Source organism: Streptomyces sp. NPDC056296 (genome assembly GCF_042268605.1).
Lineage (GTDB): Bacteria > Actinomycetota > Actinomycetes > Streptomycetales > Streptomycetaceae > Streptomyces.
The window spans coordinates 1-22,740 of record NZ_JBHJRX010000073.1; the positions used below are offsets into that span (position 1 = coordinate 1).

Below are 22,740 nucleotides of genomic sequence, written 5' to 3' on the forward strand. Positions count from 1 at the left end.
ACACCGACCATCGAACCCACAGAACCGCCGTCCACATCGAGATCAACGCATCGCCAAGCCCGCCAGACGACTAACCGAACGGCATTGCCCCTAGGCCGGTCCCCCGCCGACCGCGCGGGACCGCGTCCCCCGCCGCCGCCCCACCGGCTCCGGCCCGCACGCTCCCCACACCACGGCCACCGCCGCGAGCAGCACCGCCCACCGGTCGTGCGCCGCCGGCCACCGCGGGTCGTCGGGCAGCACGAACAACGCCCAGCTCTCCGGCGCCAGCAGCGGCGTGAGGACCGCCGCGAGCAGCAGGGCGGCCGCGATGGACGGCCCCGGACGCGCCTCGTCCGTCAGCCGTACCGCCGCCGCGGCACCGGCGAGCGCCAGTGCGCCCAGCACCGCCGCCTCCACGGTGATGCCGCCGGCCGGGGGCCGGGACGCGGAGGGGGCGAGCAGCAGTACGGCCGTCCACCACAGCGCGGCGAGCGGCGCGACCAGGGCCACCCGCAGCGCCTGCCGCAGCGGGCGCCGGGTCGGGACGGGTGCGGTGAGGTGGCGTGCCGGGTCGTCCAGCAGGAAGGCCAGGCCGAGCGCGCCGATCAGGGCGACGCACCGCAGCAGGGTGAGCGTCTGCCAGGCGGTCGGCTCCGCGCCGAGGACGACCGGCGTACCGGCGAGCAGCAGCCCGAGAGTCCCGGCCGCCGACAGGGCCCGCCACGGCAGCGTGCGCCACACCGGGCCGACCAGGGACCGCGTCACTCCTCGCACGAGTCCGCCTTGTCCGGCCCGGCCACGCCCAGCAGTTCCGCGGCCCGGGCGGTCGTGACGCCCGGCGCGGTCAGCTCGGCCCAGTGCGCCTTCACCTGGTCCCCGACACCGGGGTCCGGCTTCTCCAGCAGGCGTCGTACGACGTCCGTCTGCCCCTCCGTCATGGACAGCGGGTCGGTGGGCGACAGGACGATCGCGGAGCCCTTCACACTGTCGTCGAGGCGGACCCGGCGCAGGGCGTTCATCGGGTCGTCCTGCCAGCTCAGGGACAGCCACATGAGGGTGACCATCCGCCCGTCGCAGATCTCGCTCCCCGCCGCCTCCCTGCCCGCGACGAGGACCGCGGCGACGGCGCTGGAGAACTCGGGGACCCGGTTGCCGCCCCAGGAGGTGCCCACGGTCACCTGGTGGGCGTCGGTCAGCGCGGGGATCGCGGCGTCGCCGTTCAGCCCGTACCGGGCGTCGATCCGCTGCCGTACGACGAGGCGCCGGTCGTGCGCGGAGCCGCCCGCGAGGGACTGGACCCGGTCCACGACACCGGCCCAGGTGCCGGTGCGGGGCCCCCACTCGGGGAAGGCGCAGTACGTCGACCGGCCGTGTTCGACGCAGGTCAGCTCGGGGCGCACCGAGGCGCGTTCGCGGGCCGCGGTCAGCTCGGGCGAGGGTGCCGCACCTCCGGCCTGCATGACGCCGCCCGTCACCGCCAGCGCGAGGGTCAGGACGACGCCCGCCCGGACGGGCAGGTTCCGCGCGCCGGCGAGGAGCACCGCGAGGAAGGCGGCGCACAGGGCCGCGCCCGCCAGGTAGAGGGCGTGCCAGGCGGCGGGCCGTCCCAGCAGGTCGGAGGGCAGGGTGTTGGGGCTGACGTCGGCGACGACCGGCGCCAGCCAGGACAGCCCGCTCGCGCCACCCGGCGCCGTACCGAGAACGAGCGTGAACAGCAGCAGGACCAGCACCAGCGGCGCGGCGGGCGCGGACCGGATCACCCGGGCCAGCAGCACCCCGAAGGTCCCGAACAGCAGCACCGTCAGCGGCCCGACGAGCAGCTCGGCCGGCGAACCGTGCCCGACCGCGCCCGGCTTGAACGCCTCCCAGGCGAACTGACCGGCCACGCACACGGCGGTGAGCAGGGCGGCCGGTACGACGGACAGCGCGTGGGCCACCGTACGGCGCCAGGGCGTCATCACCAGCACCGCGAAGTGGTTCTCGGTGCCGTGCCGTCCGGAGCGCAGGGCGGCGAGGTTGGCGGACAGCAGGACGGCGAGACCGACGAGCATCGGCATGCTCTGGGTGGCGCGGTCGACGTCCTGCAACGCCGGATGGCCGTCCCAGGAGCTCCGCGTACGCCAGACGATCCACGCGACGTACGCCACGAAGGCGATGACGACGGGGATGCTCAGCAGCAACCGGCGCGCCTCGAACCGGGCCAGGGCGAGCACGGCCCGCGCACCGCCGCGCGGCCCGGTCTCCACGGCGGGCGGGGTCACGGTGAGCACGGCGCTCATGCGGCCACCTCCGCGGCGGCGCCGTCGAGGGCGAGCAGGTAGCCGTCCTCCAGGGTGGGGTCGACCAGCACGGCTCCGGCGGGCGGATCACCCACGTTCCGGAACGACCCGGTCCCGGTACGCCACCCGGCCTTCGCGCCCGCGTCCCGCTCCGTACTGCTCCACACGCGCCCGGCGGCCCGCGCGGTCAGCTCGGCCGGGGTCCCGTCGAACCGCACGGCGCCGGCGGCCATGACGACCACGCGGTGGCAGAGCATCGCCACGTCCTCGGTCTGGTGGGTGGACAGCAGCACGGTCCGCCCCTCCCCCGCCCCGGCGATCAGCTCCCGGAACCGCATCCGCTGTTCCGGATCCAGCCCGACGGTCGGCTCGTCGAGCACCAGGAACCCGGGGTCCCCCACCAACGCGGCCGCGAGCGCCACCCGCTGCCGCATCCCCCCGGACAACTTCTTGATCCGCCGCCCGCGCACGTCCCCCAGGTCGACCTCCTCCAGCACCCGCCGCACCTCACGGTGGCGAGCGCCACGATCCGTCAGCTCCTTCAGGATCGCGACGTAGTCGACGAACTCGAAGGCGGTGAAGTCCGGATGGAAGCCGGGTGTCTGCGGCAGATACCCGAGCCGCCGCCGCACCTCCTGCCGTCCGCTCGCGGTCCCGGGGTCGTGCCCGAGCACGGTGAAGGCGCCCCGGTCGGCGGGCACGGCGGTGGCGAGCACGCGCAGCAACGTGGTCTTCCCGGCGCCGTTGGGCCCGAGCAGCCCGGTGACGCCCGGGGTCAGCCGCAGCGACACGTCGTCGAGGGCGCGGGTGCGGCCGTAATGAAGGCTGAGCCCGGAGGCGGAAACGGTGGGGGGGTTCATACGGCACTCCCGTACAAGGAAAGGACAAGGAAGAAGGCAGGACTCACGCGGCACCCCGCGGGAACGGGACTCACACGGCACCCCGCGGAACGACGTCGAACCGGTCGCGGAACAGGAACAGCAGCCCGGCACCCAGCAGGGCCACCACCCCGGACACGCCCTGCCCGGCCGCCGTGAACGGCGCCAGCGGACTGTCCTCGGCCGCGCGCGCCCCGTCCGCGACGAGCAGCACCGCCACCCACGCCCCCGCGACCACGGACGGCGCGAGAACCGGACCCAGCCGGGGCGTCAGCGCGAGCCCGGTCGCGGTGAGTGCGAGCCCGGGCAGCAGCCAGGCCAGGGCGCGCAGCCCGTACCCCGGCAGGGCGAACGTCGCCAGCCCGTTCACCCCGAGCGCGACGGCCAGCACGGCGACCGTACGGATCATCAGCAGCCGGAAGCCGTGCATCGGCGAGACGACCGCCATCTCGTGCGTCGGATCCAGCGCGGGCCCGTAGGCGAGCGCCACGCCGGCCAGCGGTAGCAGCGGAGCGAAGGCGAGGAACAGGGTGGGCGTGCGGGCGGCGCCGGCCGTGAGGGCGACGGCGAAGGTCATCAGCAGCACGGTGAGGACCGCGCCGAGCCAGGACCGGCGCAGTACAGGGGTGGCCGCGAGCAGCCGCGCGGTGCCGTCACCGACGCCGCACCGCACCAGCAGCCCCTCGAACCACCCCGGCCGGGGCGCGTCCAGCTCGGCGTCGAGCCGCTCCCACCCCGCCTCCAGAGCGGCGACGTCACTCACCTCGGCGAGCACACCGCGGCAGTGCGCGCAGGCGGTCAGGTGGGCGTCGGCGGACCACAGTACGGGCGCCGCCAGCTCGCCCCGGGCGTAGGCCCTCAGGTCGTCCTCGTCCACGTGCCAGGTCCCCCGGCGACGGCTGTCCTCGTCACTCATGCCAGCGCCTCCCGCAGCTGCCGGCGGGCGCGCATCGCCCGCGTCTTGACCGTGCCCGGCGGGATGCCGAGCAGGACGGCCGCCTCACGGGTGGTCAGCCCGTCGATGACGGTGGCCTGGAGCACCGCGCGCAGCTCCGGCGAGAGCCGTACGAGGGCGCCGGCGAGGTCGCCGTGCTCGACACCGGCGAGCACGCGCTCCTCGGCGGAGACCTCGTCGCGGTGCCGCAACCGGGCCAGCGCCTGCCGCAGCCGCCCCCGCGCCCCGTCGCCGCGCAGCACGTCGACCAGCCGCCGCGACCCGATCCGCCACAGCCATCCCGCGGCATCTCCGGCGTAGCCCTCCTCCCGGTAGCGCGCGCTGCCGCGCCACACCGCGAGGAAGGTCTCCTGCACGACGTCGTCGACGACACCGGCGTCGGCGCAGCGGCCGCGCAGGCGCGCGGTCAGCCACGGGGCGTACCTGCGGTACAGCTCCTCGAAGGCACGCCGGTCGGCATCGGCCGCGACGGCCCGCAGCAGCTCCCCGTCGCTTCTCGTTTCGCTCACGTCTCCTCATCGGACGAGCCCGGTCCAGCGGTTCACACGATCGCAGGCGGAAATCCCGGGCGGGGAACGTGGGCACGTCGTCCTGTGGCCCGGCGCCCGGCGCGGGCGTCGGGCGCGGGCGTGGGCGCGGGCCGGCCGGCTCTGGCCGCCGCGGGCCCGCCCCATCACCCGACGCGAGCACGACCGCGGGCCGAATCCGCCCAAGCCGCCGCAGGCACCCGCACCACCGCCGGAGGCCCGCCGCTATCCCACACGTCATGTCCCCGTAACCATCGATTCAGACTCCCTTGCGACGCTCACCGAATGAAGCCGACCGTGCCGGAGCCACCAGGAGCAGAGCATCCCGCGCCTTCCGACGCGCCTGTCCTGCGCGCGGCGCGGAAGAATGGGTTCATGAGGCAGCCGAACACCCAGGCAGAGGTCCAGCACACGCAGCCCTCCGTGGGCTCCATCGCCGCGCACCGCCCGCACACCGTGGCCGCCACGGTCTCCGACCTGGAACCCGACATCGACGCGGATCTCGACGCGTACGAGGAGTCGGAGGAGTCCCAGGCCGGCGGCGCCCAGCTTCCGCAGGGCCGCTTCCTCGACCGCGAACGCAGCTGGCTCGCGTTCAACGAACGCGTACTCGAACTCGCCGAGGACCCGAACACCCCGCTCCTGGAGCGCGCCAACTTCCTCGCGATCTTCGCCAGCAACCTGGACGAGTTCTTCATGGTCCGCGTCGCCGGCCTCAAGCGCCGCATCGCGACCGGCGTCGCCACCCGCTCCGCCTCCGGTCTCCAGCCCCGCGAGGTGCTGGAGATGATCTGGGCCCGCTCCCGCGAACTCATGGCCCGGCACGCCGCCTGCTTCCACGAGGACGTCGCCCCCGCCCTCGCCGACGAGGGCATCCACCTGGTCCGCTGGAACGAACTCGCGGAGAAGGAGCAGGCCCGCCTCTTCACCCTCTTCCGGCACCAGATCTTCCCGGTCCTCACCCCCCTCGCGGTCGACCCGGCCCACCCCTTCCCGTACATCTCGGGCCTCTCCCTCAACCTCGCGGTCGTCGTCCGCAACCCGGTGACCGGCCACCGCCACTTCGCGCGGGTCAAGGTCCCCCCGCTGCTCTCCCGCTTCCTGGAGGCCTCCCCGGGCCGCTACGTCCCCATCGAGGACGTCATCGCCGCCCACCTCGAAGAGCTGTTCCCCGGCATGGAGGTCCTGGAGCACCACGCCTTCCGCCTCACCCGCAACGAGGACCTGGAGGTGGAGGAGGACGACGCGGAGAACCTCCTCCAGGCCCTTGAGAAGGAACTGATGCGGCGCCGCTTCGGCCCGCCCGTACGCCTGGAGGTCGAGGAGTCCGTCGACCGCGAGGTGCTGGACCTCCTCGTCCGCGAGCTGAAGATCGGCGAGGCGGAGGTCTACCCGCTCCCCGGCCCCCTGGACCTCACGGGCCTCTTCCGCATCGCCGGCATCGACCGGCCCGAGCTGAAGTACCCGAAGTTCGTCGCCGGCACCCACCGCGACCTGGCCGAGGTCGAGTCCGCGTCCGCGCCGGACGTCTTCGCCGCCCTCCGCAGCAGGGACGTACTGCTCCACCACCCGTACGACTCCTTCTCCACCTCCGTACAGGCCTTCCTGGAGCAGGCCGCCGCCGACCCGGACGTTCTCGCGATCAAGCAGACGCTGTACCGGACGTCCGGCGACTCCCCGATAGTCGACGCGCTCATCGACGCGGCCGAGTCCGGCAAGCAGGTCCTCGTCCTGGTCGAGATCAAGGCCCGCTTCGACGAGTCCGCCAACATCAAGTGGGCCCGCAAGCTGGAGGAGGCCGGCTGCCACGTCGTCTACGGACTGGTCGGCCTGAAGACCCACTGCAAGCTGTCGCTCGTCGTCCGCCAGGAGGGCGAGACGCTACGCCGCTACAGCCACGTCGGCACCGGCAACTACCACCCGAAGACGGCCCGCCTCTACGAGGACCTCGGCCTGCTCACCGCGGACCCGCAGGTCGGCGCGGACCTCTCCGACCTGTTCAACCGCCTCTCCGGCTACTCCAGGCGTGAGACGTACCGCCGTCTCCTCGTCGCGCCCAAGTCGCTGCGCGACGGCCTGGTCTCCCGTATCCACAAGGAGATACAGCACCACCGCGCCGGCCGTCCCGCCTACATCCGCATCAAGGTCAACTCGATGGTCGACGAGGCCGTGATCGACGCGTGCTACCGCGCGTCCCAGGCGGGCGTCCCCGTCGACGTGTGGGTGCGCGGCATCTGCGCGCTGCGCCCGGACGTGACGGGCCTGTCGGAGAACATCCGGGTCCGTTCGGTCCTCGGCCGCTTCCTCGAACACTCGCGCGTATTCGCCTTCGGCAACGGCGGTGAGCCCGAGGTCTGGTTCGGCAGCGCCGACATGATGCACCGCAACCTCGACCGCCGGATAGAGGCCCTGGTCCGGGTCACCGACCCGGCCCACCGGGCGGCCCTCAACCGGATGCTGGAGACCGGTATGTCGGACAGCACCGCCTCCTGGCACCTCGGCTCGGACGGCGAGTGGACCCGGCACGCGACCGACTCGGACGGCCAGCCCCTGCGCAACGTCCAGGAGATGCTCATAGACGCCCGGAGGCGCCGGCGTGGCACAGCGACACCTTGACCCGACGGACCCCACCGCCACGGCCACGGCCGCTGCCGGCCCGCCGGTACCCGCGGACGCGGAGGCCCTCGCGGGCTACTTGCGGGCCCAGGCCACGGAGTTCCTCCGCGCCCTGCGCCTGCACCGGGAGTCGGGCACGGGCGCACACGGCGGGAACGGCTCACACGGATCGCACGGCTCGCACGGATCGCACGGCGGGAACGGCTCGCACGACGCACACGGCTCGCGCGGCGCCCGCCGCTCGGACAGAGCGACCCCGGCCGCGCCCCCCGTGGACGCGGCCCGCGCCCTGCGCCGCGCTGCCCGCCGTCTCAGCGGCACCCTGCACACCTTCCAGCCCCTGCTGGACGGCGACTGGGCGGAGAGCATGCGCCCCGAGCTGGCGTGGCTGTCCGGCACGCTGGCGATGGAGCACGCGTACGCGTCCCGCCTGGAACGCCTGCTCCAGGCCCTGCACCGGCTGTCCGGTTCGTCGGCGTTCCCGGCCCAGCAGACGGCCGGCCGGGCCACCGCCGCCGTGTCCGCCACCGTGCCCGCCGCCCACCCGGCGCCCCCCGAGCGCGGCAGCCTCACCGTGGGCGCGGCCAAGGCGGGCGCGCTGCTCGACCGCCAGCTGACCCTGGCCCGCACCCGGGCACACTCCACCGCCCTCCAGGCCCTGGGCAGCAGCCGCTTCCACGCCGTCGCCGACAAGGTCGCCTTACTGGCGAGCGAGGTCCCGTTGCGGACCACCGGCCCCGCCACGTCCGGAACCACCGCCACCACGACGACCACCACCACCAACGCCGCGTCCCCCACCGACCTCCGCCCCTTGGCCGCCGCCGCGGAGAACCGCCTCACCGACGCCGTGGCCGCGCTCCCCCTGGTCACCGCGGGGAGCCCGTACAACGCGGAGGCGCTGATCCACGGCCTCTCCCCGGACCCCGTCGCCCACCCCCAGGACGCCCCGTGGCACCAGGTCCGGCTGCTGCTGCGCCTGCACCGGTACGCGCTCGAAGTACTGGCCGGCGAGGAGGCCGAGGACTCCGGGGACGTACGCCTCCTGGCCGCCGGCGAGGCCCTGAACCGTCACCGGGACGCCGCGGAGGCCGCCGCGGCCGCGGCCCAGGCCGCCCGTACGCCACGCATCGCGCCCGCGACGGCGTACGCGCTCGGCGTGCTCCACGCCGACCAGCGGCATGAGGTGGAGGCGGCGAGGTACGCGTTCCAGCACAGCTGGCGCAAGGAACCCATCAGGCTGCCGTAGCCAGGCCGCCGCAGCACAGGAGGCGTGAGGGCACGTGAGTCCCGCAGACGACCCCACCGTCCGCGCGGCCGGCTGCCTCCTGTGGCGCCCCGCCCCCGGGACCTCCGAGACCTCCTCCCCCGGCTCCCCCGGCTCCCACGCCCTGGAGCTCTGCCTCGTGCACCGCCCGAAGTACGACGACTGGTCGCACCCGAAGGGCAAGCTCAAGCCCGGCGAGGACCCGCTCGCGGGCGCCCTGCGCGAGGTCGCGGAGGAGACGGGGTACGCCGCCGCACCGGGCGCCGAGCTGCCCACCGTCCGCTACCTCGCGTACGGCCGCCCCAAGGAGGTCCGCTACTGGGCGGCCGCGGCCACCACCGGCGTTTTCGCCCCGTCCGACGAGGTCGACCGCATCCTGTGGCTGGCGCCCGCGGCGGCCCGCGCCCGCCTCACTCAGCCGCACGACCGGACCCTCGTCGACGCCCTGCTCGCGACGCATCCGCTCGGAACCGCTCCGTGTCCTTGACGTAAGCGTTCCGTGACCTCACCGCACCGTCCACAGGGGTTCACCCCCCGTTCATTTATGCCCTTCGGCGGCTTCACCTGTTCTGCCTAATTTCGGCCTTACCGATACGGGGCGCTTCCCGAAAACGCGTCCGTATCGCCCCAGTCTTGATCGTCTTCAACGCCACTCCTCGCACGCCGCCGGATTCAGGACGGCGGCTCCTGGAAGGAACTCCCTCAGTGAAGCTTCAGCGCATGAACCGGCGGGCCCTCGCTCTCGGTGCTCTCGCCGTCTCCGGCGCCCTGGCCCTCACGGCGTGCGGCTCGGACGACACCGGCGGCGGCAGCGGCGGGGACGCCAGCGCCACCGCCAACAGCAACATCAAGTGCGAGGACGCCAAGGGCCAGCTCCAGGCCTCCGGCTCCTCCGCCCAGAAGAACGCGATCGACGCCTGGGTCAAGCAGTACGTTTCGGCCTGCCGGGATGTACAGATCAACTACAACCCGACCGGCTCCGGCGCGGGCATCACCGCGTTCCTCCAGGGCCAGACCGCGTTCGCCGGCTCGGACTCGGCGCTGAAGCCCGAGGAGATCGAGCAGTCCAAGAAGGTCTGCAAGGACGGCCAGGCCATCGACCTGCCGATGGTCGGCGGCCCGATCGCCGTGGGCTTCAACGTCCCCGGCGTCGACTCCCTCGTCCTGGACGCCCCGACGCTCGCCAAGATCTTCGACAGCAAGATCAACAACTGGAACGACCCGGCGATCGCCAAGCTCAACCCCGAGGCCAAGCTGCCCGACCTCAAGATCCAGGCCTTCCACCGCTCGGACGAGTCCGGCACCACGGACAACTTCACCAAGTACCTGAAGGACGCCGCGCCGGACGACTGGAAGTACGAGGGCGGCAAGTCCTGGGAGGCCAAGGGCGGCCAGTCCGCCAGCGGCTCCTCCGGCCTCGCCCAGCAGGTGAAGCAGGTCTCGGGCTCCATCTCGTACTTCGAGCTGTCGTACGCCAAGGACGGCATGAAGACCGTCGACATCAAGACCGAGGCCGCCGAGCCGGTCAAGGCCACCGTCGAGAACGCCACCGCGGCCATCGGCGCCGCCAAGGTCGTCGGCACCGGCAAGGACCTCGCGCTGGAGCTGGACTACACGCCCACCGCCGACGGCGCCTACCCGCTCGTCCTGGTGACGTACGAGGTCGTCTGCGACAAGGGCAACAAGGCCGAGAGCCTGCCCGCCACGAAGTCCTTCCTGAACTACATGGCCTCGGAGGACGGCCAGGGCCTGCTGAAGGAAGCCGGCTACGCCCCGATGCCCACCGAGATCATCACCAAGGTCCGCGAGACCGTCTCGGGCCTGAGCTGACCCGAGTGCGGTCCGGCCTCCACCCGGGGGCCGGACCGCACCGTCCGGTGCACCGCCGCCAGGAGCCCCCGTCACGGGGTGCCTCCGCCCGAGCCGCCGCGTACGACGGCTCCGCAGACCGGAGAACCCGATGGACATAACCACTGATCCCCAGAAGCCCGCACCAGCACCCGTACCGCACCAGCCCCCCGGGAAGGACGCCAAGCGCGCCGCACGCGGCGCCACCCGTCCCGGCGACCGGATCTTCCTCGGGCTCTCCCGCGGTTCCGGCATCTTCGTGCTGGTCCTCATGGCCGCCATCGCGGCCTTCCTGACCTACCGCGCCTCGATCGCGCTCAGCAAGAACGAGGCCAACTTCTTCACCACCCTCGAGTGGAACCCCACCGGCATGCCGCCGGAGTTCGGCATCGCGGTCCTGGCCTTCGGCACCGTCGTGTCGTCGGTCATCGCCATGGCCGTCGCGGTCCCGATCGCGGTCGGCATCGCCCTGTTCATCACGCACTACGCGCCGCGCAAGCTGGGCGGCGCGATCGGGTACGTGATCGACCTGCTCGCCGCCGTGCCCTCGATCGTCTACGGCCTGTGGGGCGCACTCGTCCTCGTGCCGCACATGGAGGGGCTCTTCGGCTGGCTGGACGAGTACCTCGGCTGGACCGGCGTCTTCGAGTGGAACCAGGGCGCGCCGCGCTCGCTGTTCACCGTGGGCATCCTGCTCGCGATCATGATCCTGCCGATCATCACCAACGTCAGCCGTGAGGTCTTCCGGCAGGTCCCGCGCATGCACGAGGAGGCCGCCCTGGCCCTCGGCGCCACGCGCTGGGAGGTCATCCGCATGTCGGTGCTGCCCTTCGGCCGCTCCGGCGTCATCTCCGCCTCGATGCTCGGGCTCGGCCGCGCGCTCGGCGAGACGATGGCCGTGGCGATGGTGCTCTCGTCGAGCTTCGAGATCAACCTCAGCCTGCTCGACACGGGCGGCGGCACCTTCGCCCAGAACATCGCCAGCAAGTTCAACGAGGCGACCGTGATGGGCCGGGACGCGCTGATCGCCTCCGGTCTCGTCCTCTTCGTCATCACCCTGCTGGTCAACGGCGCGGCCCGGATGATCATCGGACGCCGCAAGGAGTACTCGGGGGCCAACGCATGAGCCACGCAACCCTTACCCCCAAGAGCCGCAGCTCCCTGCGCGGCGCCACGCTGCCCAAGTGGTTCCTCTGGGCGGTCGCCGCCGGCTCCATCGTGGCCGGCCTGGGCATCAGCGCCGCGGCCGGGCTGAACAGCAGCATCCAGTGGGCCCTGATCGCCGCGGTCCTCTTCGTCCTCGGCACGTACGCCATCTCGGCGCGCGTCGAGGGCGGGCGCCAGGCCAAGGACCGGGTGGCCACCAGCATGGTGTGGGTCGCGTTCATCGTGGCCGTGATCCCGCTGGCCTCCCTGGTCTGGGCGACCGTCAAGCGCGGTGTGAAGGTCCTCGACGGCTACTTCCTCACCCACTCGATGGGCGTGGTCGCCGACGCCGAGGTGGGCGGCGGCATCTACCACGCCATCCTCGGCACCCTGGAGCAGGTCGGCATCGCCACCCTGATCTCCGTGCCGATCGGTGTGCTGACCGCGATCTACCTGGTCGAGTACGGGAGCGGCAAGCTCGCCAAGGCCGTCACCTTCTTCGTCGACGTCATGACGGGCATCCCGTCGATCGTCGCCGGTCTGTTCATCCTCAGTACGTGGATCCTGATGCTGGACATGGGCCCGTCCGGCTTCGCCGGTTCGCTCGCCCTGTCGATCCTGATGATCCCGGTGGTCGTCCGCTCCACCGAGGAGATGCTCAAGCTCGTCCCGAACGAGCTGCGCGAGGCGTCCCTGGCGCTCGGCGTGCCGAAGTGGCGCACGATCCTGAAGGTGGTCCTGCCGACGTCGGTCGGCGGCATCACCACCGGCGTCATGCTGGCGATCGCCCGCATCACCGGTGAGACGGCCCCCGTGCTGCTGCTGGTCTGGGGAACGGACTTCATCAACGCGAACCCGTTCCAGGACCCGCAGGAGTCGCTGCCGATGTACATCTATCTGCAGTTCGCCAACAGCGGCGGCTACGGCGCGGCCTACGACCGTGCCTGGGCGGCGGCCCTGACGCTCATCGCGTTCATCATGATCCTCAACCTCGCGGCCCGCGGTATCGCCCGCTGGAAGGCCCCGAAGACGGGTCGCTGACGCGGCCAGAGCAACAGCAGTCAGCGCCCCGGACACGCGAAAGAAGAAGTGATACCCATGGCCAAGCGCATAGATGTCAGCGGCCTCAACGCCTACTACAGCTCCTTCCTGGCCATCGAGGACATCTCGATGACCGTCGAGCCCCGCTCGGTGACGGCCTTCATCGGCCCCTCGGGCTGCGGCAAGTCCACGTTCCTGCGCACGCTCAACCGCATGCACGAGGTCACGCCGGGCGGCCGGGTCGAGGGCAAGGTCATGCTCGACGACGAGAACCTCTACGGCACGGGCATCGACCCGGTGGCCGTACGCCGCGAGGTCGGCATGGTCTTCCAGCGGCCGAACCCGTTCCCGACCATGTCGGTGTACGACAACGTCGCGGCGGGCCTGCGCCTGAACGGCAAGTACAAGAAGTCGGCGCTGGACGACGTCGTCGAGAAGTCCCTGCGCGGCGCGAACCTCTGGAACGAGGTGAAGGACCGCCTGAACAAGCCGGGCTCCGGCCTCTCCGGCGGTCAGCAGCAGCGGCTGTGCATCGCCCGCGCCATCGCGGTCGAGCCGAACGTCCTGCTCATGGACGAGCCCTGCTCCGCCCTGGACCCGATCTCCACCCTCGCCATCGAGGACCTGATCGGCGAGCTGAAGGAGCGCTTCACGATCGTCATCGTGACGCACAACATGCAGCAGGCGGCGCGCGTCTCGGACCGTACGGCGTTCTTCAACCTGGCGGCGGTCGGACAGCCCGGCAAGCTGATCGAGATCGACGAGACGGAGCGCATCTTCTCCAACCCGTCGGTCCAGGCCACGGAGGACTACATCTCGGGCCGCTTCGGCTAGGTCCGAACCCAATCCCCTCGCGGTGCTGCATGGCGGTGCCACCGCGAGGCGCACAAGGGCCCGCCCCCGTTCACCGGGGGCGGGCCCTCTTAACTGCGGCATAGCTGCGGCTTAGCTGCGGGCAATCGTGCCGCTGGGGCGGCACGGGTGGGCGCAGCGGCACCCGCAACGCCGGGCAGCGCACCCACCCCCGGCCCACACCCACGCCGGATCCCGCTACAGGAACGCCAGATTCACAACCCAGAACGAACACGCCGCAACCACCGCAGCCGCCGGCATCGTGATGAACCACCCCATGATGATGTTCCGCGCGACCCCCCACCGCACGGCGTTCACCCGCTTCGTCGCCCCCACACCCATGATCGACGACGTGATGACATGCGTCGTCGAGATCGGCGCGTGGAACAGGAACGCCGACCCGAACATGATCGAGGCGCCCGTAGTCTCCGCGGCGAACCCCTGCGGCGGGTCCAGCTCGATGATCTTCCGCCCCAGCGTCCGCATGATCCGCCAGCCACCCGCGTACGTCCCCGCGGACAGCATCAGCGCACAGGCGATCTTCACCCACACCGGAATGGGATCGCCGTAGTCCTCGACATCGGCGATGACCAGCGCCATCACCACGATGCCCATCGTCTTCTGCGCGTCCTGCAGACCGTGCCCCAGCGCCATACCCGCCGCGGACACCGTCTGCGCGATACGGAAGCCCCGCTTCGCCTTGTGCGGGTTGGCCCGCCGGAAGATCCACATGATGGCGGTCATCACCAGATACCCGGCGAGCAGTCCGACCACCGGCGACACGAACATCGGGATGACGATCTTGTCGACGACCCCGTCCCAGTACACGGTCGTACTGCCGGCCAGCGCCGCCCCGACCATGCCGCCGAACAACGCGTGGGAGGACGAGGACGGCAGACCGAAGTACCAGGTGATGAGGTTCCAGACGATGGCGCCCACGAGCGCCGCGAAGAGGATCCCCATCCCCTTCGAGCCTTCAGGGGTCTCGATGACCCCCTCACTGACGGTCTTGGCGACCCCGGATCCCATGAACGCACCGGCGAGGTTCATGACGGCGGCCATCGCGAGCGCCGCCCGAGGCGTCAGCGCGCGCGTGGACACGGACGTCGCGATCGCGTTCGCCGAGTCGTGGAAACCGTTGGTGTACGTGAAGAAGAGCGCGACCCCGATGGTCACGACCAGAGCGAAGGTGTCCATGAAGAGGTCAGGACTCCTTGACCGCGATGGTCTCCACCGTGTTCGCCACGTGCTCGAAGGCGTCGGCCGCCTCTTCCAGGACGTCCACGATCTGCTTCAGCTTCAGCACCTCGATGGCCTCGTACTTGCCGTTGAAGAGGTGGGCGAGCAGCTTGCGGTGGACCTGGTCGGCCTGGTTCTCCAGCCGGTTGACCTCGATCCAGTACTCGGTGAGGTTGTCCATCGTGCGCAGGTTCGGCATCGCCTCGGCGGTCAGCTCGGCGGCCCGCGCCAGCACCTCGATCTGCTGGTCGACGCCCTTGGGCAGTTCCTCGACGTTGTAGAGGACGACCAGGTCGACGGCCTCCTCCATGAAGTCCATGATGTCGTCGAGGGACGAAGCGAGGTTGTAGATGTCCTCGCGGTCGAAGGGCGTGATGAACGAGGAGTTCAGCTGGTGGAAGATCGCGTGGGTGGCGTCGTCACCTGCGTGTTCGGCGGCCCGCATACGCTCTGCGATCTCGGCCCGGGCGGATGCGTCCGCCCCGAGCAGTTCCATCAGGAGCTTGGAGCCCGTGACGATGTTGTCCGCGGAGGCGGCGAACATGTCGTAGAAGCTCGTCTCCCTGGGGGTCAGACGAAAGCGCACGTGGGGTCCTCGGGGTGCATCGGTTTCGGTCAGGCTGATGCTAGGCGCATCATCCGGCCACGGCTAACGGGCCGTCCCCCAGTGTCGCCCATCAGGCACAGTGATGAGCAGGGGGGCGACGCCAGGGGCTCTGTCAAGGGCCCCTTACCCCGCAAAGTTCGTTACCATATACCCGCCAGGGGTATATGTCCGCTATCTGCCCAAAGTCTGCCCACTCTGCCCCACAACAGGAGGACGCGATGACGACCACCAAGGCCGGCGCAGGTGCGCCCTCCCCCACCGTGGACCCGGTGGAGACGGACGGGACGGACATGACTGCCGGGGCGGACGTCGTGACCGACCACGACCGCGGTGTGCACGGCTACCACAAACAGAAGGACGAGCACCTCAAGCGCCTCCGCCGCATCGAGGGCCAGATCCGCGGCCTGCAGCGGATGGTCGACGAGGACGTCTACTGCATCGACATACTCACCCAGGTCTCCGCCTCCACGAAGGCCCTGCAGTCCTTCGCGCTGCAACTCCTGGAGGAGCACCTGCGCCACTGCGTCGCCGACGCGGCCGTCAAGGGCGGCGCCGAGGTCGACGCGAAGGTGGAGGAGGCGACGAAGGCGATCGGCCGCCTTCTGCGCACCTGACCCGAAACCGGTCGGGGGGAGCCCGGCCCTTACTGGTCGGCCCCGGCCCCGCGTTCCTCGGCCACCCGCAGCACCTCGTCGATGCTCTCCAGGCTGAGCCGCTCCCGGGCGGCCGACGCCGCGATGATCAGCTCGCCGCACAGCTCGATCTCGGCGAGGGCCACGTGGTCCTGCACCGTCGTCCCGCCGACCCGAGCCACACGCGTCACCTCGTCTCTGCCGTCACCGACTTCCTAGAGTAGGGAGCGGCCTACACACCGCGCATGGCACGGAAGGGCTAGTTCTTGCCGCCCGCCCCTTCGCCAGACGCCTCGCCCGCCGCCTCCCCCGACGCCTCCCCCGGCTCCGCCGCGATCTTGCCGGCGTAGATGTCCCGGTCCTCCGGCAGCCGTACGCGGACGGCGGCGCCGAAATCGTAGAGCAGCGTCGTCGAGGCGACGGCCACGGTGCCCTCGTCCTGCCCGTTGGCGAAGCTGAAGCGGTGCCGGACCTTGCGGATACGGCCCTCGTCGTCGAGGTAGGCGTCGAACGGCACCTCGGCGGTGGCGAACCCCTTCGCCGCCGCGGCCAGCGCCTGCCTGTTCCCGTCCGACGCGCCACGCGCCGCCCGAGCGAGGTCGGCGGTCCCCCGGTAGTGCCGCACCGCGGTCCCCGCGACTTCCGTCCGCCCCACGTACGTCGCCGTCCGGGTCCCGCGCAGTACCTCGGCGGCGGCGAAGGGGTCCGTCGCCCCGCCGGTCACCAGGTTTCCGTCGGACAGCGACGCGGTCTCCACCCGCACCCACTTGTCGTCGGGCACGCCGGCCCCGCGGTTCTTCATGAACAGGGCACCCGGTGCGAGCAACTCGGTGATCGGCCGATGCTCACTCGACCCCGCCGGGTCCTGCGGCAGCCGTACCTCCAGCCGCCCGAGCCGACCCTCGAAGTCGTACACGCCCTCGCCCCGGATGGTCACCCGCGTCCCGCCGCTGGCCATCTCCATCGCGGTACGCGCCTTGGCGCTCCCGGCGGCCACCAGCCGGTCGGCGGCCCGGTGCAGCACGGCGACCGGATCTCCGCCGCCCGCCCCCTGGACGGCGGCCCCCTGCCCGGAGCACCCGCTCCCGGCCAGACACACACAGACCACGCCCCCGGCGAGGACGAGCCCCCCGCCCACCCTCCTACTTCGCCGCTCCCTCTCCCACCCGACCATCGCCACCTACCCAGCCGTCACACGCGTTCCGGACCCCCTGCCGTCCCGGTTAACGAGGGGCAGGCGACCCCGGTAACGTTGTGGGCGTGGCGCAGCAGGAAGGTCTAGAAGCTCCCCAGGAAGTCCCGGAACACCTCACGACGACGGTCGAACAGGGCCCCTTCTGCCTGGCCCGCTGCACCTGCGGCTGGCGAGGCCCGGCCCGCAGAGCGAGAAGCCAGGCCCGCACGGACGCGAAGACCCACGCGTCGGCCTGACGCCTTCAGGCGGCGAGATCCCGCTCCCCCGCCTCGGCACTCTCCTTGCGCGCCCCCGGGATCACGGCGTCGCGCCCGGCGGCGTCCCCTCGCCCCCGCGCGCTGACCAGCCACCCCACCCGGGGCGACCGCTCGACGGCCCGGGTCAACGGCGTCAGCAGGGCCATGGCGACCGGCGACAGCAGCAGCGCGACCGCCGTGCCGAGGGCGAAGCCGCCCACGACGTCCGTCGGGTAGTGCACGCCCATGTAGACCCGGATGAACCCGCCGAACACCGCGAGCACGATCGCGAGGAGCCCGAACCTCCGGTTGGCGACGAACAGGGCGACGGCCAGGGCCATACACAGCGTCGCGTGGTCGCTCACGAAGGAGAAGTCGTCCTTCCCCGCGACGAGCACTTCCAGCCCGTCATGGGACTTGAACGGCCGCGGCCGTTCGACGAAACCCCTTATCGGCACGTTGACCAGCACCGCGACTCCGGCCGCGAGCGGCGCCCACACGAGTGCCGCCACGTTCGAGGCCGCGTCCTCGCCGCCCCGCCGCCGCACGGACCACCAGCACCAGAGCACCAGCAGCACGATCGCGAACAGCAGTCCGTACTCACCCACGAACTCCATGACCCGGTCGAACCAGTGCGGTGCGTCCTTGGCCAGGCCGTTGATGTCGTAGAGCAGCTCGACGTCGGGGTTCGACCCGGATTCGGCGAGTCCAGCCATGGTGCTGCGGCCCCTTCGTCATGTCCTCCGGCGCACCGAACGCACGCCTCTTCCGCCACCCCCGTGGTCGTAGATCCGCCGGTTCCTCTTGCCCCGCACACCTACACGTCAACAGGAACGCACGGCCCCTGGTTATACGTTCCACGCTCCACCGAATGATCACGCAGACGTTATCGAAGAGAAACACGTCGCCGCAGCTCAGGGCATGGATTCACGCTGCGTTCAAACCATGGCATTCACACCGTCGTGGGCAGCGCTTTCGCGCCATCCTCGGTCACCCGGGTGGCCCCGAAGTAGTCAGGGGTGTCGATCGGGTCGAACCGGATCACAGCGCCCGTCCGCGGCGCGTCGATCATGTATCCGCCGCCGACATAAATCCCCACATGCCGGATGGCCCGGGAGTTGGTGAGATCGTCCGAGAAGAACACCAGGTCACCGGGCATCAACTCGTCCCGCGACGGATGCGGCCCCGCGTTGTACTGGTCGTTCGCGACCCGCGGCAGCTTGATCCCCACACTCTCGTACGCCGCCTTGGTCAGCCCCGAGCAGTCGAACCGCCCACCCTGCTCGGGCGTCCCGTTCCCACCCCACAGATAGAGCGTCCCGAGCTTCTTCTGCGCGTAGGCGATGGCCCCGGCGGCCTGCTCGGACGGATCGACCCGCGTCTCGGGTGCCGCGAAGCTCTTCTCCAGGGTCGTGATCACCTTGACGTAGTTCTGGGTCTCCTTGTACGGCGGCACGCCCTGATACTTGATCACCGCGTAGGCCCCCGCGTTGTAGGAGGCCAGCATGTTCTTGGTCGGGTCCCCGGGCACGTCCTTCACGTACGACGCGAGGGAGCAGTCGTACGACGCCGCCGACGGGATGGCGTCCTTCGGGTCCCATACGTCCCGGTCGCCGTCCCCATCCCCGTCGATCCCGTGGGTGGCCCACGTCCCGGGGATGAACTGCGCTATGCCCTGCGCCGCCGCGTGGCTCTGCGCCCTCGGGTTGAAGCCGCTCTCCTGGTAGAGCTGGGCGGCGAGCAGCGCGGGGTTGATGGCGGGGCAGAGGTTGCCCCACTTCTGCACGAGCGGCTGGTACGCCGCCGGCACCGACCCCTTGGCGAGCTTCTTGGCCCCGCCCCCGGCGCCGCCCGCGAGGTTTCCGGCGACGAGGTAGACGCCCACGACGAGCAGCATCACGAAGCCCATCCCGCCCGCGACCGCGACACCGGCGCCGACCCACATCTTGCGCATGGCCCAACTCTCCCCCATGCCGGAGCCGTTCAATAACACTTTCCGGCCATGTCGCCCGCCCACTCGGGGCCGTCCTCAACCATTGGAGCATTCGGCCCATGCTGGGAGCTCCTGAACAGGCTTTCCGCGCCGCAGGCTTGGCCCGCATCACCGCCCACCCCCAAGACCGTCTACGCGACGCCTTGAGCCCACACGCTCCGGCCCCGGTACGGCCATACCGCTGGTGACGTCGGCGACCAAGTGAGCACTCGCGGCGAGACGGCCGCATCATCCACGCGGCTGTCGATCGCTCAGGCCCTCGCCGTACAGCGGGAGATCGTCGGTGGCGATCCCCCTGGCCAGCGGCGCGGGCAGCCTCACCACTTCGCCGAACTTACCGGGCCGCACATCCCGGTAGATGCCGTTGTCCGGCCGGGTGTGAAGCGCCCACGTCCCCTTCCGGGGATCGATGACGAGGAGCACCGGGACGCGGGCCACGGCGTACCAGTCGGCCTTGTCCCTGATCTCACGGGACTTCTCGGACGCGGAGATCACCTCCACGGCCAGAGCCGCGTCCTCGGCAGCGGCCAGCCACTCGTCGTCGTCCTCCCAGTCGGTGGGCAGCACGACCAGGTCAGGCGTCACGTAATCGTCCGGATCATCCGGCAGTCCGATGGACGACACCTCGTAGGTGTCCAGCCCTTCGGGAAGGCCGACCGTCTCGAGTTGTCTGCGCAGGCGCCGGATCACTCCCGCGTGCTTGCCACGCGGGGTCGGGGACATCACGAGCTTCCCTCCCACGATCTGCACCCGCAGACCCGTCAGTCTCTCGACCCTCTCGCCGGCCTCGCGGAGCCTGCCGGGGCGAGGATGCAGGGGAGGTCCAGCGTCAGCGTCCGATTCAGCGCCCATCGCCGACTGCCTCCGTCTCTCTGCCTCATCGGTGTCCTCGCACACGCGAGCGAGTTCGGCGGGAGGTCCGGCATCCCGCTCGGCGGCGCATCCACCGTACTTCCTGAGCCGCTGCCCAGCCCTGACCATCACGGCAGGTCGCCCCGCCGGCACTCGGCCCACAGCAGCTTCCCGCCCTTCGACGCACCGAGCTCGCGCAGCACGGAGACACCGACGGCGTCCGCGCAGGCCCGCACCAGTTGCAGCCCCCGGCCGCTCTCGGCATCCATCGGGGGCGTGGCGCCGGGTTGCTCCCCGTCGCGAAAACCGGGCGGCACCCTCCAGTCGCCGTCCCACACACCGACCCGCAACCGGCCCGGCTCGCGCGACAGGATGCGGAGGGCGTAGGGGCCGGTGGTGTGCAGGTGGGCGTTGGCGAGCAACTCGGCGGCCAGCAGTTCGGCGGTGGGCGTCAGCTCCGCGAGGCCGTGCGCGGCCAGGGTGGCGCGCAGAGTTGTGCGGGCGATCCCCGGTGCGCGTGGATCGTGCGGGAGGTGGAGGGTGTAGCCCCAGGACGGGTTTACGGTGGCCATGGAAGTCTCCGCTCGGTGCTGGTAGTTGGAACGTGCGTGGAGGTGCCCAGTGGCATGCCGGTCCGTCGATCGGTGCGCTTCTGGGCGGGGCGCCAGTTGTAAGCTAGAGATGTTTCTTAGATGGCGCCAGAAAAGAAATTAGATGCCACTCATGTGAGTGACAGAGAGGCAAGGGTCGCGTGAGAAGCAACCCGACGGGCCGTCAACTCCGTTTGGGTGCTGAGCTGCGCAAACTGCGAGAACGAGCCGGGCTGACCTCGACACAGGCAAGCCGCCTTCTCGGCGTACAGCAGAACCAGATCAGCAACGTGGAAGCCGCCCGGGCCGGCGTGAGCCCCGATCGGGTCCGCACGCTCGCCTGTCACTACGACTGCGGCGACAAAGCCCTCGTCAACGCGCTCAGCAACATGGCATCCGAGCGAAGCCGAGGATGGTGGGAGGAGTACCGGGAGCTTCTGCCTGCCGCGCTGCTGGACCTGGCCGAGGTCGAGCACCATGCGGAGCGCCTGGGCGCAGCCGTCACGCTGCACATCCCCGGCCTTCTGCAAACAACGGACTATGCCCGAGAGGTCTTCCGTCAGGACGTCCCGGAGATGGCGCCCCCGGACATCGAGCACCGGATCTCGTTTCGCGTCAAGCGCCAGGCAGTGCTGTACCGGGAGCCCCCGACACCGTACCGAGCCACCATCCACGAGGCGGCGCTTCGGATGCGCCTCGGCGGCGCTCACGTGACGCTGCCTCAGCTCGCCCATCTGCTCGACATGAGCGAGCGCGACCACGTCACCCTGCGCGTACTGACATTCGACGCCGGGACCCTCCCTGGTTCAGGCCAGTCCTTCTACTACTCGACGGGTCCCGTGCCCCAGCTCGACACCGTCCACCTCGACCAGTCCCACGGCCCGGTGTTCCTCGACTCCGGGGCCCAGCTCGACAAATACCGGGTGCTCCTCGGCCGCATGGAGGCCAGCGCACTGCCGCCCGACAAGTCACGGGATCTCATCCACAAGGTCGCGCAGGAACTGTGAGGAAGGTCGATATGAAGCAACGCGCCTGGCAGAAGTCCTCCTACTGCGCGCAGGGCGACTCCTGCCTCCACGTCAGCGCCAGCGCCACCGGCATCCATCTCACCGAAAGCAGCGACCCCACCGGCTCCATACTCACCGCCACCCCGACCGCCTTCGGCGCCCTGCTCGCCGCGCTGAAGTCGAACACCCGACCGGCGCCGATCCAGGTCACCTTCACTCACGGGGACGACCCTGCCTCCCCCGTCCGCGTTCACGGCACCGACATCCCCGGAACCGTCGTCACGACGGATCGTCAGAAGTGGGAAGCCTTCACGCTCGGCGTGCGGGCGGGCGAGTTCGATCACTTCGCAGAAGGGCCCAACGACGCAACCGCACGACAGGTTGCGCTCCAGCCTCATTGCCCGGCGTAACGGGACGTGATACACAGAGTGACCATACGACTCTTTGCATACTGGTCCGCGCCACCCTGTTAGGGCCCGGTGCGGACCGGTGGCAAGCTATTCGTACGAAACCCGCCAATCAATGACGCCAAGTCGACATACGACGGCGCCATCGTCGGCGACAATGAGGCCTGACCTCTGCACGTCCGCAGAGGGTGCGGAACTACCCAACAGGGGCGGTGACTTACATGCTCTTTGCGGCCGACGAGGGAGACATCAACACCATCATCGGGGGGATCGCTCCGGACTGGGGCCCCTTCGGCAGCCTGGGCAACGAGGCCAAGATCATGATCGAGGTGGTGATGGCCGTCGCGATTCTGCTCTGCCTCGGCATCGCCATCTGGGGCGCCGCCAAACAGCGCATCGGTGCCACCGCGCTCCGCGACACGTTCAGCGCGGAGCAGGGCAAGGGCCTCATCGTCGCGGGCCTGACGGGCGTGTTCATCATCGGCTCCCTCGGCACGCTCTTCACCATCGTGTACGGAATGGCCGTGTAGCCCGGCGCGCATCCGTTCCTCCCCTCCATCCCACCCGCCCGTCGTGCCAACCGGCTGAGGTTGC

At 70.8% G+C, this 22,740-nt stretch carries 24 protein-coding genes; 11 read left to right on the forward strand and 13 right to left on the reverse strand.

Translation table 11 applies throughout. From position 1 onward, the window contains the following. Window positions 1-90 precede the first annotated feature (90 nt). From ACFCZF_RS36050 to ACFCZF_RS36070, 5 genes are all read right to left on the reverse strand, one after another. Window positions 91-756 (reverse strand): ABC transporter, encoded by a 666-nt coding sequence (locus tag ACFCZF_RS36050; protein WP_376675230.1) that lies wholly within the window; start codon window positions 754-756, stop codon window positions 91-93. Next, window positions 744-2,261 carry an ABC transporter permease gene (locus tag ACFCZF_RS36055; RefSeq protein ID WP_376675231.1) on the reverse strand — a complete coding sequence of 506 codons (1,518 nt, stop codon included), beginning with the start codon at window positions 2,259-2,261 and terminating at the stop codon, window positions 744-746. The genes ACFCZF_RS36050 and ACFCZF_RS36055 overlap by 13 nt, the downstream gene beginning before the upstream one ends. Then, window positions 2,258-3,121 carry an ABC transporter ATP-binding protein gene (locus tag ACFCZF_RS36060; RefSeq protein ID WP_376675232.1) on the reverse strand — a complete coding sequence of 288 codons (864 nt, stop codon included), beginning with the start codon at window positions 3,119-3,121 and terminating at the stop codon, window positions 2,258-2,260. The genes ACFCZF_RS36055 and ACFCZF_RS36060 overlap by 4 nt, the downstream gene beginning before the upstream one ends. 70 nt (window positions 3,122-3,191) lie before the next feature. After that, the gene (locus tag ACFCZF_RS36065) at window positions 3,192-4,055 is read right to left on the reverse strand and encodes a zf-HC2 domain-containing protein (RefSeq protein ID WP_376675233.1); all 864 of its coding nucleotides are present in this window, start codon (window positions 4,053-4,055) and stop codon (window positions 3,192-3,194) included. Further along, the gene (locus ACFCZF_RS36070) at window positions 4,052-4,603 is read right to left on the reverse strand and encodes an RNA polymerase sigma factor (protein WP_376675234.1); all 552 of its coding nucleotides are present in this window, start codon (window positions 4,601-4,603) and stop codon (window positions 4,052-4,054) included. Before ACFCZF_RS36070 ends, ACFCZF_RS36065 begins: the two co-directional genes overlap by 4 nt. 393 nt (window positions 4,604-4,996) lie before the next feature. Here ACFCZF_RS36070 and ACFCZF_RS36075 point away from each other — a divergent pair, with 393 nt between their 5' ends. The 7 genes from ACFCZF_RS36075 (at window position 4,997) to pstB (ending at window position 13,370) form a co-directional block, all read left to right on the forward strand. After that, window positions 4,997-7,237, forward strand: a complete 2,241-nt coding sequence (locus ACFCZF_RS36075) for an RNA degradosome polyphosphate kinase (protein ID WP_375912585.1) — start codon at window positions 4,997-4,999, stop codon at window positions 7,235-7,237. Further along, window positions 7,218-8,483 (forward strand): CHAD domain-containing protein, encoded by a 1,266-nt coding sequence (locus ACFCZF_RS36080; protein ID WP_376675235.1) that lies wholly within the window; start codon window positions 7,218-7,220, stop codon window positions 8,481-8,483. Before ACFCZF_RS36075 ends, ACFCZF_RS36080 begins: the two co-directional genes overlap by 20 nt. A gap of 34 nt (window positions 8,484-8,517) precedes the next feature. Next, the gene (locus ACFCZF_RS36085; RefSeq protein ID WP_376675236.1) at window positions 8,518-8,988 is read left to right on the forward strand and encodes an NUDIX hydrolase; all 471 of its coding nucleotides are present in this window, start codon (window positions 8,518-8,520) and stop codon (window positions 8,986-8,988) included. Between the two features lie 218 nt (window positions 8,989-9,206). Then, on the forward strand, window positions 9,207-10,331 hold the full coding sequence (pstS, locus tag ACFCZF_RS36090; RefSeq protein ID WP_376675237.1) for a phosphate ABC transporter substrate-binding protein PstS: 1,125 nt from the start codon (window positions 9,207-9,209) through the stop codon (window positions 10,329-10,331). Between the two features lie 130 nt (window positions 10,332-10,461). After that, complete coding sequence (gene pstC / locus ACFCZF_RS36095) at window positions 10,462-11,475, forward strand: phosphate ABC transporter permease subunit PstC (RefSeq protein WP_375912595.1); 1,014 nt, start codon at window positions 10,462-10,464, stop codon at window positions 11,473-11,475. Then, complete coding sequence (pstA, locus tag ACFCZF_RS36100) at window positions 11,472-12,536, forward strand: phosphate ABC transporter permease PstA (protein WP_375912598.1); 1,065 nt, start codon at window positions 11,472-11,474, stop codon at window positions 12,534-12,536. The genes pstC and pstA overlap by 4 nt, the downstream gene beginning before the upstream one ends. Before the next feature lie 57 nt (window positions 12,537-12,593). Beyond that, complete coding sequence (gene pstB, locus ACFCZF_RS36105; RefSeq protein ID WP_375912601.1) at window positions 12,594-13,370, forward strand: phosphate ABC transporter ATP-binding protein PstB; 777 nt, start codon at window positions 12,594-12,596, stop codon at window positions 13,368-13,370. Window positions 13,371-13,586: 216 nt separating this feature from the next. On the opposite strand, the gene pitH is transcribed toward pstB, so the two are convergent. Continuing rightward, window positions 13,587-14,585 carry a low-affinity phosphate transporter PitH gene (gene pitH / locus ACFCZF_RS36110; RefSeq protein ID WP_376675238.1) on the reverse strand — a complete coding sequence of 333 codons (999 nt, stop codon included), beginning with the start codon at window positions 14,583-14,585 and terminating at the stop codon, window positions 13,587-13,589. A gap of 7 nt (window positions 14,586-14,592) precedes the next feature. Next, entirely contained in the window at window positions 14,593-15,213 is a 621-nt protein-coding gene (locus ACFCZF_RS36115) for a DUF47 domain-containing protein (protein ID WP_053133402.1), read from the reverse strand. 239 nt (window positions 15,214-15,452) lie between these two features. Between ACFCZF_RS36115 and ACFCZF_RS36120 the strand changes: the two genes are divergently transcribed. Next, on the forward strand, window positions 15,453-15,848 hold the full coding sequence (locus tag ACFCZF_RS36120) for a metal-sensitive transcriptional regulator (RefSeq protein WP_376675239.1): 396 nt from the start codon (window positions 15,453-15,455) through the stop codon (window positions 15,846-15,848). Between the two features lie 29 nt (window positions 15,849-15,877). Here the strand turns inward: ACFCZF_RS36120 and ACFCZF_RS36125 are convergent, their stop codons facing one another. The 6 genes from ACFCZF_RS36125 to ACFCZF_RS36150 all read right to left on the reverse strand — a co-directional run bounded on the left by ACFCZF_RS36125 (window position 15,878) and on the right by ACFCZF_RS36150 (window position 20,714). Then, entirely contained in the window at window positions 15,878-16,057 is a 180-nt protein-coding gene (locus ACFCZF_RS36125; RefSeq protein ID WP_375924318.1) for a hypothetical protein, read from the reverse strand. A gap of 68 nt (window positions 16,058-16,125) precedes the next feature. Beyond that, window positions 16,126-17,040 (reverse strand): hypothetical protein, encoded by a 915-nt coding sequence (locus ACFCZF_RS36130; RefSeq protein ID WP_376675252.1) that lies wholly within the window; start codon window positions 17,038-17,040, stop codon window positions 16,126-16,128. Between the two features lie 262 nt (window positions 17,041-17,302). Beyond that, window positions 17,303-18,013, reverse strand: coding sequence for a phosphatase PAP2 family protein (locus tag ACFCZF_RS36135; RefSeq protein ID WP_375924314.1), 711 nt, complete (start codon window positions 18,011-18,013; stop codon window positions 17,303-17,305). Between the two features lie 236 nt (window positions 18,014-18,249). Continuing rightward, window positions 18,250-19,269 (reverse strand): NlpC/P60 family protein, encoded by a 1,020-nt coding sequence (locus ACFCZF_RS36140; RefSeq protein WP_376675240.1) that lies wholly within the window; start codon window positions 19,267-19,269, stop codon window positions 18,250-18,252. A gap of 249 nt (window positions 19,270-19,518) precedes the next feature. Next, complete coding sequence (locus tag ACFCZF_RS36145) at window positions 19,519-20,142, reverse strand: Uma2 family endonuclease (protein ID WP_376675241.1); 624 nt, start codon at window positions 20,140-20,142, stop codon at window positions 19,519-19,521. 128 nt (window positions 20,143-20,270) lie between these two features. Next, window positions 20,271-20,714 carry an ATP-binding protein gene (locus ACFCZF_RS36150; RefSeq protein WP_376675242.1) on the reverse strand — a complete coding sequence of 148 codons (444 nt, stop codon included), beginning with the start codon at window positions 20,712-20,714 and terminating at the stop codon, window positions 20,271-20,273. A gap of 179 nt (window positions 20,715-20,893) precedes the next feature. On the opposite strand from ACFCZF_RS36150, the gene ACFCZF_RS36155 reads away from it, so the two are divergent. The 3 genes from ACFCZF_RS36155 to ACFCZF_RS36165 all read left to right on the forward strand — a co-directional run bounded on the left by ACFCZF_RS36155 (window position 20,894) and on the right by ACFCZF_RS36165 (window position 22,676). Further along, a complete protein-coding gene (locus ACFCZF_RS36155; RefSeq protein WP_376675243.1) occupies window positions 20,894-21,739 on the forward strand; it encodes a helix-turn-helix domain-containing protein in 846 nt (281 codons plus the stop codon). An 11-nt stretch (window positions 21,740-21,750) separates the two neighbouring features. Next, window positions 21,751-22,149 (forward strand): DUF397 domain-containing protein, encoded by a 399-nt coding sequence (locus ACFCZF_RS36160; RefSeq protein WP_376675244.1) that lies wholly within the window; start codon window positions 21,751-21,753, stop codon window positions 22,147-22,149. Between the two features lie 218 nt (window positions 22,150-22,367). After that, entirely contained in the window at window positions 22,368-22,676 is a 309-nt protein-coding gene (locus ACFCZF_RS36165) for a hypothetical protein (RefSeq protein WP_121747793.1), read from the forward strand. The last annotated feature ends 64 nt before the right edge of the window (window positions 22,677-22,740 follow it).

Coding starts and splice junctions, on each gene's coding strand:
- ACFCZF_RS36055 (WP_376675231.1), bottom strand. CDS start 2,261: ATGAGCGCCGTGCTCACCGTGACCCCGCCCGCCGTGGAGACCGGGCCG.
- ACFCZF_RS36060 (WP_376675232.1), bottom strand. CDS start 3,121: ATGAACCCCCCCACCGTTTCCGCCTCCGGGCTCAGCCTTCATTACGGC.
- ACFCZF_RS36065 (WP_376675233.1), bottom strand. CDS start 4,055: ATGAGTGACGAGGACAGCCGTCGCCGGGGGACCTGGCACGTGGACGAG.
- ACFCZF_RS36075 (WP_375912585.1), top strand. CDS start 4,997: ATGAGGCAGCCGAACACCCAGGCAGAGGTCCAGCACACGCAGCCCTCC.
- pstC (WP_375912595.1), top strand. CDS start 10,462: ATGGACATAACCACTGATCCCCAGAAGCCCGCACCAGCACCCGTACCG.
- pstA (WP_375912598.1), top strand. CDS start 11,472: ATGAGCCACGCAACCCTTACCCCCAAGAGCCGCAGCTCCCTGCGCGGC.
- pstB (WP_375912601.1), top strand. CDS start 12,594: ATGGCCAAGCGCATAGATGTCAGCGGCCTCAACGCCTACTACAGCTCC.
- pitH (WP_376675238.1), bottom strand. CDS start 14,585: ATGGACACCTTCGCTCTGGTCGTGACCATCGGGGTCGCGCTCTTCTTC.
- ACFCZF_RS36120 (WP_376675239.1), top strand. CDS start 15,453: ATGACGACCACCAAGGCCGGCGCAGGTGCGCCCTCCCCCACCGTGGAC.
- ACFCZF_RS36130 (WP_376675252.1), bottom strand. CDS start 17,040: ATGGTCGGGTGGGAGAGGGAGCGGCGAAGTAGGAGGGTGGGCGGGGGG.
- ACFCZF_RS36135 (WP_375924314.1), bottom strand. CDS start 18,013: ATGGCTGGACTCGCCGAATCCGGGTCGAACCCCGACGTCGAGCTGCTC.
- ACFCZF_RS36140 (WP_376675240.1), bottom strand. CDS start 19,269: ATGGGGGAGAGTTGGGCCATGCGCAAGATGTGGGTCGGCGCCGGTGTC.
- ACFCZF_RS36145 (WP_376675241.1), bottom strand. CDS start 20,142: ATGGGCGCTGAATCGGACGCTGACGCTGGACCTCCCCTGCATCCTCGC.
- ACFCZF_RS36150 (WP_376675242.1), bottom strand. CDS start 20,714: ATGGCCACCGTAAACCCGTCCTGGGGCTACACCCTCCACCTCCCGCAC.
- ACFCZF_RS36160 (WP_376675244.1), top strand. CDS start 21,751: ATGAAGCAACGCGCCTGGCAGAAGTCCTCCTACTGCGCGCAGGGCGAC.
- ACFCZF_RS36165 (WP_121747793.1), top strand. CDS start 22,368: ATGCTCTTTGCGGCCGACGAGGGAGACATCAACACCATCATCGGGGGG.